Below are 11,112 nucleotides of genomic sequence, written 5' to 3'. Positions count from 1 at the left end.
TGGGCCCAGGCCGCGCTGAAGGCGAGAAGCGAGCAGGTCAGCCCCGCCCCGACGAAAGATGCGCGCAAGATCCGCGGCTTTTGGCCTGCTTCGACCATCCTGTCCTCCCATTGATGGCAACGTGGTTCTGGCTGCGCGGGTCGTGCCGCGCAGGCCGTCGTCGTTTGTCCGGTGGACATCAGGCCAGCGCGGCCACCGCAAGGGCGGCGCCAAGGGCCACGAGGATCGCCCCGTCGGCCATCGCCGCGCGTTCCTGGTTGCGGGCCAGCCAGCCCTGGATCTGGTAGTCGTTGACCGGCAGGGCCGTGACGGCGACCGGCAGGAAGCGGCCGATGTTGAACAGCGCGATCAGGGCGATCGCCTCGGGGATGTTCCCGGTCAGCACCGCCGCCGCCGTGACCAGATACAGCAGCGGCGTCTGCACATAGGTCATGTAGTCCAGCCCCAGCGCGAGGCCGTAAAGCGCGCCCACCACGGGCTTGGAAAACCGCACCCGCGCGTCATGGGGCACCTGCGCCCGCCGCTGCGGATAAGGCACCCGCAGAAAGTCCAGCTGATGCGCGCCGTAGACCAGCCCGATCAGCGCCAGCAGCACCAGCGCCGCCGTGCCGAAGCCCGCGAAACCGAGAACCGCCCCGAGGGCGCCCAGCGCGGTCCCCAGGATCAGCGCCCCCAGCGCATAGCCCGCCCCGTGCATGGCAAAGGTCGGCAGCCACTCGGCCACGGCCTTCGCCCCGCGCCCGGTCGGCCGCAGCAGCGAGATCGAGGAATAGCCGCAGGGTGACCAGGTGGACAGCACGCCCCCCGCGACCGCCGCCACCCCCAGCGTGCCCCAGACCGCCGCCGTGCTGTCGGCGGCCCCGGCAAGCGCCACCCCGCCCGCGGCGCCGGCCACGGCCGAGGCGGTCAGGATCGTCAGTCGGGCGGGACGCGAGAATTCTTCCGCGAAGACCTGGCAGTCGGGAACACCCACCTGCCCGTCCGCGTTCTCGGGAAACCTGTCGATCGAAGCCACGCTGCGCTCTCCCCTCGCTGCTGCCGGTGGCAGCGGGTCGTTCCGACGCGCCGCTGCCACAATCGGGACAACTGTGACGGAACGTCGCACACGGTAAACTTGTATCTGTGCAGGGAGGGGCTGCGTTTTTGCAGCAGGAAATATTTTTTCCTGCAAGTAATTGTATTCATTCGCACACGAAACCGGGCCGCCGAGTTAAGTGCCTGTCTTGTTTTCAGACTTTGGGCTGAGACTGCGATGCGGCGAACTGCCCGGCGCACCATTCCGCCACGCTGCGGGCCAGAGAATCATCGCGCAGATGCGGCTGGGCCAGCAGCCAGACCTCGCGCGTGATCTCCAGCGGCTCGATCTCGATGGCGGGGTTGTCGGACAGGGTAAGGGCCAGCCGGTCCGGCACCACCCCGATGGCCCGGCCCGAACCCAGAAAGCGCCGGATCAGTTCAAGGTCCGTGGTTTCCAGCCGCGGCCGGACGCGGCCCAGCACCCCTTCCAGCGCCTGCATCTCGGGCGTTTCCAGCATCGCCTCGGGATAGGCCGCGACAAGCGGGACAAGGGCCGGGTCGCGTGGCCGCACCAGCGCGAACTGCAGGGTGCCGACCCGGCGGACGGTGAAATCCCCCCGGCTGGGCCGACCGAGGCGCAGGGCGAAATCGGCCTCCCAGCGCGACATGGCGATGTTCTGGTCCGAGGTGTCGATGGACAGGGTCAGGTCCGGCTCGGCCTCCAGCAGATCGGGCAGGGCAGGGGCGAGGTGGAAACTGGCGATGGCGCCGATGGTGGACAGGCGCAGCCGGCGCTGGGCTGCATGGGGCTCGGCCAGCATCGCGGTGATGGCCTCGCCCGCCTGCTCCATCACGGCAAGGTGGCGCAGGATGCGGCGGCAATCCTCGGTGGGTTCCCGCCGGCCATGGCTGGCGACGAACAGCGGCACGCCCAGCGCCGCCTCGATCCGGGCCATCCTGCGGGCGATGGTGGTCTCGTCCACGTCCAGCGCCGCGGCCGCGCGGGTGAAGGAACCGGTGCGGTTGATCGTCGCCACCACGCGCAGGTCGTCCCAGTTCATCGCGCCTCCCTCATGCCGCAAGGGGCATAGACCGGACCGCCCGTCGGGATACAAGCCAAGGATAGCCGGTCTTGCGCCCGCCGGGCAGGGGCTGTAGATGCGGTCAGTCGCCGCGGGTCCAGCCTGCGGGGACGCATGATTCATCACGCCGCGTGCGCCCCTTTGTCGCTGTTGGGGTGTTTCCGGCAAGGGAGATAGCGACATGAAACTGCATGAACTGCGCGACAACGACGGCGCCAACCGCAAGAAGAAGCGCGTGGCGCGTGGCCCGGGCTCCGGCAAGGGCAAGACCGCCGGGCGCGGGATCAAGGGCCAGACCTCGCGTTCGGGCGTGGCGCTGAACGGCTACGAGGGCGGCCAGATGCCGCTGTACCGCCGCCTGCCCAAGCGCGGATTCAGCAAGCCGAACCGGCTTGAGTTCGCGGTGGTCAACCTGGGCCAGCTTCAGGCGATGGTCGATGCGGGCAAGCTGACCGCCGGCCAGTCGGTGGACGAGGACGCGCTGATCGCGGCCGGCGCCACCCGGCGCAAGCGCGACGGCATCCGCCTGCTGGGCAAGGGCCAGCTGACGGCGGCGCTGAACCTGACGCTCTCGGGCGCATCGGGATCGGCGGCGGCGGCGGTGCAGGCCGCGGGCGGCTCGCTGGTGCTGACCCGCCCGGTGGCTGAGCAGGACAACGCCACCGCCGAGTGAGCGGCGCAATAAGCTGTTGAAGCGGCATCCGGCGCCGCCTAGATAGCGGTGAGTTTTTCCCAGCGCCGCCGCACCGGCAACGGTCCGGCGGCGCTGTCAAATCCGGCAGGCATCGCCGCCGATAGACAGAGGTCAGTCATGGCGTCAGCCGCAGAACAGATGGCCGCGAACCTCAGCTGGGGTCAGCTGGGCCGCGCGACCGAGCTTCGCCAACGCATCTGGTTCACCCTGGGCCTGCTGATCATCTACCGGCTCGGCACCTATATCCCCGTCCCCGGCATCGACGGCGGCGCGCTGCGCGCCTTCATGGAACAGGCGCAGGCGGGCATCGGCGGGATGCTGTCGATGTTCACCGGCGGCGCGCTGGGCCGCATGGGCGTCTTCGCCCTGGGGATCATGCCCTACATCTCGGCCTCGATCATCGTGCAGCTTCTGACCGCGATGGTCCCCACGCTCGCGCAGCTGAAAAAGGAAGGCGAGCAGGGCCGCAAGAAGATCAACCAGTACACCCGCTACGGCACCGTGCTGCTGGCGCTGTTCCAGGCCTACGGCATCGCGCTGAGCCTCGAGGCCGGCGGCATGGCCCATGATCCGGGCTGGTTCTTCCGCGCCGCCGTCATCATCACCCTGGTCGGCGGCACCATGTTCCTGATGTGGCTGGGCGAGCAGATCACCGCCCGCGGCATCGGCAACGGCATCTCGCTCATCATCTATGTCGGCATCCTCGCGGAAATCCCCGGCAGCCTCGCGCAGTTCTTCGCCCAGGGGCGCTCGGGCGCGATCTCGACGCCGGTGATCCTCGGCATCATCGTCCTAGTGATCGCGGTCATGGGTTTCGTGGTCTTCATGGAACGCGCCCTGCGCAAGATCCGCATCCAGTATCCCCGCCGCCAGGTCGGCATGAAGATCTATGACGGCCAGTCCAGCCACCTGCCCCTGAAGGTGAACCCCGCGGGCGTGATCCCGGCGATCTTCGCCAGCTCGCTTCTGCTGCTGCCGGTGACGATCTCGACCTTCTCGGGCAACCAGACCGGCCCGGTCATGTCCACCATCCTGGCCTATTTCGGGCCCGGCCAGCCGCTTTACCTTTTGTTCTTCGCGGCGATGATCATCTTCTTCAGCTACTTCTACACCCAGAACGTGGCCTTCAAGTCCGATGACGTCGCCGAGAACCTCAAGAACCAGGGCGGCTTCATCCCCGGCATCCGCCCCGGCAAGCGGACCGAGGAATACCTGGACTATGTCGTCAACCGGGTGCTGGTCATCGGCTCGCTTTATCTCGCGCTGGTCTGCCTTCTGCCCGAGGTGATCCGCGACGGCTTCTCGGTCCCGGTCTATTTCGGCGGCACCTCGGTGCTGATCATCGTCTCGGTGACGATGGACACCATCAACCAGGTCCAAAGCCACTTGCTTGCCCATCAGTATGAGGCTTTGATCGAGAAGTCGCAGTTGCGCGGCAAGCGCAAGGCGGGCGAACCCAAGCCCCGCCGCTTGCCTGCCCGCCGCTGACCAGCCACGAACAAGGGGGGAGTCGTGACGATCAACATCATCCTGCTGGGACCGCCCGGCGCGGGCAAGGGCACCCAGGCCCGCACGCTGGTCGAGGACCGGGGCCTGGTGCAGCTTTCCACCGGCGACATGCTGCGCGAGGCGCGCCACTCGGGCACCGAGATGGGAAAGGTCGTGGCCGATGTCATGGACCGCGGCCAGCTTGTCACCGACGAGATCGTGATCGGCCTGATCCGCGAAAAGCTGGAAACCGAGGACGCCCCCGGCTTCATCTTCGACGGCTTTCCCCGCACGCTGCCGCAGGCCGACGCGCTGGAGGAACTGCTCTCCGGCATGGGCCGCAAGATCGACACCGTGATCGAGATGCGGGTGGACGACGAGGCGCTGGTGGACCGCATCAGCGGCCGCTATACCTGCGGCAACTGCGGCGAGGTGTATCACGACAAGACCCGCCCCACCGCGAAAGAGGGCACCTGCGACGCCTGCGGCTCGACCGACCTGCGGCGGCGGGCGGACGACAATGCCGAAAGCCTCAAGACCCGGCTGATGGAATATTACAAGAAGACCTCGCCGCTGCTGGGCTATTATTACGCCAAGAAGACCCTCGCGCCGGTGGACGGCATGGCCGCGGTGGACGAGGTCGGCGCCGAGGTCGCGGCCATCGTGGACCGCATCGGGCAGTAAGGCCTTGCGCCCCGTCGGCGGTTGACGGGGCGGCATCCATCCATTAACCGCAAGCATCTCATCCGAGAATCACCCATCCGGGGTGAAGCGATGGCCCGACGGCGATGCCGCGGGCCATTGGTTGTGAAAAAAGCTTCCGGCACTACGGAAGCGCAACGTAAAGGAAGAACGGACTTGGCCCGTATCGCTGGCGTCAACATCCCGACCGGGAAGCGCGTTCCCATCGCGCTGCAGTATATCCATGGAATCGGCCCGCTGAATGCCGATGAAATCGTCAAGGCAGTCGGCATCGACCCCGCGCGCCGCGTCAACGACCTGTCGGACGCCGAAGTCCTGCAGATCCGCGAATACATCGACGCCAATCTGACCGTCGAAGGCGACCTGCGCCGCGAGACGCAGATGAACATCAAGCGCATGATGGACCTCGGTTCCTACCGTGGCCTGCGTCACCGCCGCGGCTTGCCCGTGCGCGGCCAGCGCACCCACACCAACGCCCGCACCCGCAAGGGCCCGGCGAAACCCATCGCCGGCAAGAAGAAGTAAGGGAGGGCACAGGTCATGGCACGCGACAAGACGCGCATGAAGCGCAAGGAACGCAAGAACATCGCCACCGGCGTGGCGCATGTGAACTCGTCGTTCAACAACACCAAGATCCTGATCTCGGACGTGCAGGGCAACGCGATCTCGTGGTCGTCGGCCGGCACCATGGGCTTCAAGGGCTCGCGCAAGTCGACCCCCTATGCCGCGCAGATGGCCGCCGAGGACGCCGGCCGCAAGGCGCAGGAACACGGGATGCGCACCATCGAGGTCGAGGTCCAGGGCCCCGGCTCGGGCCGCGAATCGGCGCTGCGCGCGCTGGCCGCCGTCGGCTTCAACATCACCGCGATCCGCGACGTGACGCCGATCGCGCACAACGGCGTCCGCCCGCCCAAGCGCCGGCGCGTCTGACGACCCCACATTGACCCGTCCCGCGCCGCTTTGCCCGGCGCGGGACGGTTTTTCGCATTTTACCTCGGGCGTTTCCGGCGGCTGGTCATGGGGCCGGAAACAGGAATGGAGGAAATCGCATGATCCACAAGAACTGGGCCGAGCTGATCAAGCCCGCGCAGCTGGACATCCGGCCGGGCGGCGATCCGGCCCGCGTGGCCACGCTGATCGCCGAGCCGCTGGAACGGGGCTTCGGCCTGACGCTGGGCAACGCGCTGCGCCGCGTGCTGATGTCCTCGCTGCAGGGCGCGGCCATCACCAGCGTGCAGATCGACAATGTCCTGCACGAGTTCTCGTCCGTCCCCGGCGTGCGCGAGGACGTGACCGACATCGTGCTGAACCTCAAGGGCGTGACGCTGAAGATGGACGTGGACGGGCCGAAGCGCCTGACCCTGTCCGCCAAGGGCCCGGGCGAGGTCAGGGCCGGCCAGATCAGCGAAACCGCGGGCATCACCGTGCTGAACCGCGACCACATCATCTGCCACCTCGACGAGGGGGCGGAACTGAACATGGAACTGACCGTCGCGATCGGCAAAGGCTATGTCGCCGCCGACAAGAACCGTCCCGAGGACGCGCCCATCGGCCTGATCCCGATCGACGCCATCTTCTCGCCGGTCAAGCGCGTCAGCTACGAGGTCACCCCCACGCGGGAAGGGCAGGTGCTGGACTATGACAAGCTGACCATGCGGGTGGAAACCGACGGCTCGCTGACGCCCGACGACGCCGTGGCCTATGCCGCGCGCATCCTGCAGGACCAGCTTGGCGTCTTCGTCAACTTCGAGGAACCCGAATCGGCCCGCAGCCAGGACGCCGAGGACGGGCTGGAGTTCGACCCCCGCCTGCTGAAGAAGGTGGACGAGCTTGAGCTGTCGGTCCGTTCGGCCAACTGCCTCAAGAACGACAACATCGTCTATATCGGCGACCTGATCCAGAAGACCGAGGCCGAGATGCTGCGGACCCCGAACTTCGGCCGCAAGTCGCTGAACGAGATCAAGGAGGTGCTTTCGGGCATGGGCCTGCATCTCGGCATGGACGTGGTGGACTGGCCGCCCGAGAACATCGAGGATCTCGCCAAGCGCTTCGACGACCAGTTCTGACGGATTCGGGGGCGCGGGTCCGTCTGCATCGCCTGTGCATGATCCGTACATCGGTTGTGCATCGCCCGCGCCCCCGGAAAACCCGGGCATTCCGCCCCAAGGAGAGCGGCCCGCACGCATGGGCTGCCGGACAAAGCAAAAGACGTAAACGGAGACCCATCATGCGTCACGCCCGCGGCTACCGCCGCCTGAACCGCACCCACGAGCACCGCAAGGCGCTGTTTTCCAACATGGCCGGCTCGCTGATCGAGCATGAGCAGATCAAGACGACGCTGCCCAAGGCCAAGGAACTGCGCCCGATCATCGAGAAGCTGATCACGCTGGCCAAGCGCGGCGACCTGCATGCCCGCCGCCAGGCTGCCTCGCAGCTCAAGCAGGACCAGCATGTCGCCCGCCTGTTCGAGATCCTCGGCCCGCGCTATGCCGACCGCCAGGGCGGCTATGTCCGCGTGCTGAAGGCCGGCTTCCGCTACGGTGACATGGCCCCGATGGCGATCATCGAGTTCGTGGACCGCGACACCTCGGCCAAGGGCGCCGCCGACCGCGCCCGGCTGGATGCCGAGGTAGAGGCCGGGTTCGAGGCCTGATCCACGGATCCGGGGGCCGGTTTCTGCCGGCCCTTGCCAAATGACGCAACGTCAGGACAAATAGACCCGCGCAGCCATGCTGCGCGGGTTCTTTTTTGCATCACCGTTAACTGAAAAAATACCTAAGACGCTTAAATAACATGGTGACGCGGGCAAGGCGTGAACCTTGTCACCAAATAAGCCCATTGACCGCCACCTTGGCAATTTGTCTAAAAGGACATGTCTTCGAGAGCCGATATCACCGCCATCCTGTCGCGCCTGAAAAAACTGGCGCCGATGGGGTATTACATCGCGCTGCACATTCGTTTTGCGGCCCCCATCATGAGGTTCCAGACCTATCCCGAGAACTGGTCGGAACGATACACGGCGAACGCTTATGCCTTGCGCGATCCGACTGTCGCCTGGGGCTTCTCGACGACAGGTGCGGTGCGCTGGTCGGCCATGCCGATTCCCGATCCCTTCAGCATTCTCGCCGATGCGGCCGGGCATGGGCTGCATTACGGGCTGACCATGTCCAGCGGTCCGATCAAGTCACGCACCATCGCAAGCTTTGCCCATGACACGCGTGAATTCAAAGATGACGAGATCGAGACGATCTCGGCTCTGGTACGACGACTCCACGAGATCACGGAGCCGCCGGAGAGCCTGACAAAGGCTCAGCAAGAGGCCCTTCGATGTATCGCGGAGGGCGATCGCCACGCGGCAGCGGCTGCAAAGCTCGGCATCACCGAAAGTGCGTTCAAGGCGCGTCTGATTTCCGCCCGTGAACGGCTGATGGCCAGGACAACGGCCGAGGCGCTGCAGCGAGCCAAGGATTACCGTCTGCTTTAGGCCGTTCGCCCGTCATTCAACCAACCGCGGTCGCTCCGGGGGGCCAACCCCTCAACCCACGGAGAAGACCATGCAGACCACCACGCTTTCCTTCAGCAATCTTCACAACCACGGCGAACTGTTTGCGAATTTGTTCCGCGCCCGCCGGCAGAGCTTCATCGTCCAGAAGAACTGGGATCTGCCGCAGGCCGACGGCATGGAATATGACCAGTACGACACCCCCGCCAGCCGCTGGGTCGCCGTTCACGACGGGGTCGACCGGGTGCTGGGGGGCTTCCGCCTGACGCCCACCACCGCCCAGTGCGGGATCTATTCCTACATGATCCGCGACGCGCAGCGCGGCGTGCTTGGCGGCACGATCCCGCAGGACCTGCTGTATGGCGAGGCGCCTGTCGATCCGCAGGTGTGGGAATGCACCCGCGTTTTCGTCAATCACGAGACCCCGATGTCGATCCGCCGCAAGGTCCACATGCAGATGGCCGGGGCCATGACGCGGACCGCGCGCGAATTCGGCGCGACCCGGCTGATAGCGCTCACCGGGGCGACCTGGCCGCGCTGGTACGGCCGCTGCGGCCTTGAGGCCGAGGCGATCGGCCGGGTGATGCTGATCGAGGGCGAAGAGAACCAGTGCGTGTCGATCAACCTCGTGCCGAAGATGCACTGATGCCGCGGCACAGGTGGGGGATACCCACTGCATGGCGGGCAGCGTAATCTGCCCGCCATGGCCGATCTTTTCGACAACATCCCTTCTTCGCCCGAGCCCGCGGGACGCTCGGCCCACCGTCCGCTCGCGGATCGCATCCGCCCGCAGCGGCTGGCCGAGGTCATCGGCCAGGGCGCGATCCTCGGTCCCGACGGGCCGCTTGGCGCGATGCTGGCGGCGGGCAGCCTGTCCTCGCTGATCCTCTGGGGACCGCCCGGCGTCGGCAAGACGACCATCGCCCGGCTGCTGGCCGACCAGACGGAACGCGACTTCGTGCAGATTTCCGCGATCTTCTCGGGCGTGCCGGAACTGCGCAAGGTCTTCGACACCGCCCGCCTGCATTCGCGGCAGGGGCGGGGAACGCTTCTGTTCGTGGACGAGATCCACCGCTTCAACAAGGCGCAGCAGGACAGCTTCCTGCCGCATATGGAGGACGGGACCATCCTTCTGGTCGGCGCCACGACCGAGAACCCTTCGTTCGAGCTGAACGCGGCGCTCCTGTCCCGCGCGCAGGTCATCGTGCTGAAGCGGCTGGAGCTTTCCGATCTGGAACTGCTGGCCCAGCGGGCGGAACGCGAGATGGGCCGGGCGCTGCCCCTGACCGGCGAGGCGCGCGAGGCGCTGCTGGCCATGGCCGACGGTGATGGCCGCGCCGCCCTGAACCTTATCGAGCAGGTGATGGCTTGGAAGGTGGAGCGTCCCCTCGGCACCGACGAGTTGTCGCGCCGCCTGATGCGGCGGGCCGCCAAATACGACAAGGGGGGCGACGAGCATTACAACCTGATCTCGGCGCTGCACAAATCCGTCCGCGGCTCGGACCCGGACGCGGCGCTCTACTGGCTTGCCCGGATGCTGGAAGGGGGAGAGGACCCGCGCTATCTCGCCCGCCGCATCACCCGCATGGCAGTCGAGGACATCGGGCTGGCCGATCCGGCCGCGCAGCGCCACTGCCTGGACGCTTGGGCGCTGTATGAACGGCTGGGCTCGCCCGAAGGCGAACTCGCGCTGGCGCAGGCGGTGATCTATCTCGCGCTCGCGCCGAAGTCGAACGCGGGCTATGCCGCCTACAAGGCGGCGCGGGCCGAGGCGAAGAAGACCGGCAGCCTGATGCCGCCCGCCCATATCCTCAACGCGCCGACGCGGCTGATGAAGGAACAGGGCTACGGCGCGGGCTATGCCTATGACCATGACGCCGAGGACGGGTTCTCGGGCCAGAACTACTTCCCCGAGGGCATGAAGCGGCCGGTGCTTTACACGCCGGTCGAGCGCGGGTTCGAGCGGGAACTGAAGAAGCGCCTCGACTGGTTCGTGAGCCAGCGGGCGCGGCGTGGCGGTTGACTTTGGTCGGCCGCATCTACAGGTCAGCGGCATGATGAATCCGGTCCTTCAGGTGGCGCTGGGCGGCGCTTTGGGCGCAACCGCCCGCCATGGCGTCAACCTGGGCGCGGCGCGGTTGCTGGGGCCGGCTTTCCCTTGGGCCACGCTGGCGGTGAATGTCGCGGGCTCGTTCCTGATGGGGCTGCTGGTGGCGGCGCTTGGCCGCGACAGTGCATGGGCGCCTTTCCTGCTGACGGGGATGCTGGGCGGCTTCACCACCTTCTCGGCCTTTTCGCTGGATGCGGTGGCGCTGTGGCAGAAGGGGCAGGGGGGCCTGGCCGCCCTTTATGTCGGCGCCAGCGTCATCCTGTCGCTTGCTGCCCTTGTGGCGGGGCTTTCCATGGGGCGGGTGGCATGAGCGGCGTGCAAACCATCCGCGTCGGCGATGACGAGGGCGACCAGCGGCTGGACCGCTGGCTGAGGAAGCGGTTTCCTCAACTCAATCAGATCGCCATTGAGAAGCTGTGCCGCACCGGCCAGATCCGTGTCGATGCCGGCCGGGTCAAGCCCGCGACCCGGATCGAGCCGGGGCAGGAGGTCCGCGTCCCGCCCTTGCCCGACGCGG

General features: G+C 66.9%; 14 protein-coding genes. 12 read left to right on the top strand and 2 right to left on the bottom strand.

From position 1 onward, the window contains the following. Positions 1 to 178: 178 nt before the first annotated feature. On the bottom strand, positions 179 to 1,015 hold the full coding sequence (locus Q4F04_RS11485) for a methylamine utilization protein MauF (protein WP_303369964.1): 837 nt from the start codon (positions 1,013 to 1,015) through the stop codon (positions 179 to 181). Between the two features lie 214 nt (positions 1,016 to 1,229). Further along, the gene (locus Q4F04_RS11480; protein WP_303369963.1) at positions 1,230 to 2,078 is read right to left on the bottom strand and encodes a LysR family transcriptional regulator; all 849 of its coding nucleotides are present in this window, start codon (positions 2,076 to 2,078) and stop codon (positions 1,230 to 1,232) included. A gap of 202 nt (positions 2,079 to 2,280) precedes the next feature. On the opposite strand from Q4F04_RS11480, the gene rplO reads away from it, so the two are divergent. From rplO to Q4F04_RS11420, 12 genes are all read left to right on the top strand, one after another. Then, positions 2,281 to 2,772, top strand: coding sequence for a 50S ribosomal protein L15 (gene rplO / locus Q4F04_RS11475; RefSeq protein WP_303369962.1), 492 nt, complete (start codon positions 2,281 to 2,283; stop codon positions 2,770 to 2,772). A gap of 138 nt (positions 2,773 to 2,910) precedes the next feature. Beyond that, positions 2,911 to 4,281: a preprotein translocase subunit SecY gene (secY, locus tag Q4F04_RS11470; protein WP_303369961.1), complete on the top strand. Its 1,371-nt coding sequence runs from the start codon at positions 2,911 to 2,913 to the stop codon at positions 4,279 to 4,281. 24 nt (positions 4,282 to 4,305) lie between these two features. Then, the gene (locus tag Q4F04_RS11465; RefSeq protein WP_303369960.1) at positions 4,306 to 4,965 is read left to right on the top strand and encodes an adenylate kinase; all 660 of its coding nucleotides are present in this window, start codon (positions 4,306 to 4,308) and stop codon (positions 4,963 to 4,965) included. Positions 4,966 to 5,139: 174 nt separating this feature from the next. Then, positions 5,140 to 5,508, top strand: coding sequence for a 30S ribosomal protein S13 (gene rpsM / locus Q4F04_RS11460; RefSeq protein WP_303369959.1), 369 nt, complete (start codon positions 5,140 to 5,142; stop codon positions 5,506 to 5,508). 15 nt (positions 5,509 to 5,523) lie between these two features. Continuing rightward, positions 5,524 to 5,913, top strand: coding sequence for a 30S ribosomal protein S11 (rpsK, locus tag Q4F04_RS11455; protein ID WP_154337193.1), 390 nt, complete (start codon positions 5,524 to 5,526; stop codon positions 5,911 to 5,913). Between the two features lie 119 nt (positions 5,914 to 6,032). Beyond that, complete coding sequence (locus Q4F04_RS11450) at positions 6,033 to 7,049, top strand: DNA-directed RNA polymerase subunit alpha (protein ID WP_303369958.1); 1,017 nt, start codon at positions 6,033 to 6,035, stop codon at positions 7,047 to 7,049. 161 nt (positions 7,050 to 7,210) lie between these two features. Continuing rightward, positions 7,211 to 7,636, top strand: coding sequence for a 50S ribosomal protein L17 (gene rplQ / locus Q4F04_RS11445; protein ID WP_303369957.1), 426 nt, complete (start codon positions 7,211 to 7,213; stop codon positions 7,634 to 7,636). A gap of 219 nt (positions 7,637 to 7,855) precedes the next feature. Beyond that, positions 7,856 to 8,467, top strand: a complete 612-nt coding sequence (locus tag Q4F04_RS11440; protein WP_303369956.1) for an autoinducer binding domain-containing protein — start codon at positions 7,856 to 7,858, stop codon at positions 8,465 to 8,467. A 70-nt stretch (positions 8,468 to 8,537) separates the two neighbouring features. Continuing rightward, the gene (locus Q4F04_RS11435) at positions 8,538 to 9,131 is read left to right on the top strand and encodes an acyl-homoserine-lactone synthase (protein ID WP_303369955.1); all 594 of its coding nucleotides are present in this window, start codon (positions 8,538 to 8,540) and stop codon (positions 9,129 to 9,131) included. Between the two features lie 57 nt (positions 9,132 to 9,188). After that, positions 9,189 to 10,508: a replication-associated recombination protein A gene (locus Q4F04_RS11430; RefSeq protein WP_303369954.1), complete on the top strand. Its 1,320-nt coding sequence runs from the start codon at positions 9,189 to 9,191 to the stop codon at positions 10,506 to 10,508. A 31-nt stretch (positions 10,509 to 10,539) separates the two neighbouring features. After that, complete coding sequence (gene crcB, locus Q4F04_RS11425) at positions 10,540 to 10,905, top strand: fluoride efflux transporter CrcB (protein WP_303369953.1); 366 nt, start codon at positions 10,540 to 10,542, stop codon at positions 10,903 to 10,905. Further along, a partial coding sequence (locus tag Q4F04_RS11420) for a S4 domain-containing protein (protein WP_303369952.1) occupies positions 10,902 to 11,112 on the top strand: 211 nt, incomplete at its 3' end. The genes crcB and Q4F04_RS11420, both read left to right, overlap by 4 nt.

It is taken from the genome of Paracoccus sp. (in: a-proteobacteria) (genome assembly GCF_030536915.1).
Lineage (GTDB): Bacteria > Pseudomonadota > Alphaproteobacteria > Rhodobacterales > Rhodobacteraceae > Paracoccus.
This window is presented reverse-complemented; position numbering and strand designations above follow the sequence as displayed.

Bases quoted from the DNA above. Each gene is read 5' to 3' on its own strand.
- Q4F04_RS11480 (WP_303369963.1), bottom strand. From the start codon at position 2,078: ATGAACTGGGACGACCTGCGCGTGGTGGCGACGATCAACCGCACCGGT.
- rplO (WP_303369962.1), top strand. From the start codon at position 2,281: ATGAAACTGCATGAACTGCGCGACAACGACGGCGCCAACCGCAAGAAG.
- secY (WP_303369961.1), top strand. From the start codon at position 2,911: ATGGCGTCAGCCGCAGAACAGATGGCCGCGAACCTCAGCTGGGGTCAG.
- rpsK (WP_154337193.1), top strand. From the start codon at position 5,524: ATGGCACGCGACAAGACGCGCATGAAGCGCAAGGAACGCAAGAACATC.
- Q4F04_RS11450 (WP_303369958.1), top strand. From the start codon at position 6,033: ATGATCCACAAGAACTGGGCCGAGCTGATCAAGCCCGCGCAGCTGGAC.
- rplQ (WP_303369957.1), top strand. From the start codon at position 7,211: ATGCGTCACGCCCGCGGCTACCGCCGCCTGAACCGCACCCACGAGCAC.
- Q4F04_RS11440 (WP_303369956.1), top strand. From the start codon at position 7,856: ATGTCTTCGAGAGCCGATATCACCGCCATCCTGTCGCGCCTGAAAAAA.
- Q4F04_RS11435 (WP_303369955.1), top strand. From the start codon at position 8,538: ATGCAGACCACCACGCTTTCCTTCAGCAATCTTCACAACCACGGCGAA.
- Q4F04_RS11430 (WP_303369954.1), top strand. From the start codon at position 9,189: ATGGCCGATCTTTTCGACAACATCCCTTCTTCGCCCGAGCCCGCGGGA.
- crcB (WP_303369953.1), top strand. From the start codon at position 10,540: ATGATGAATCCGGTCCTTCAGGTGGCGCTGGGCGGCGCTTTGGGCGCA.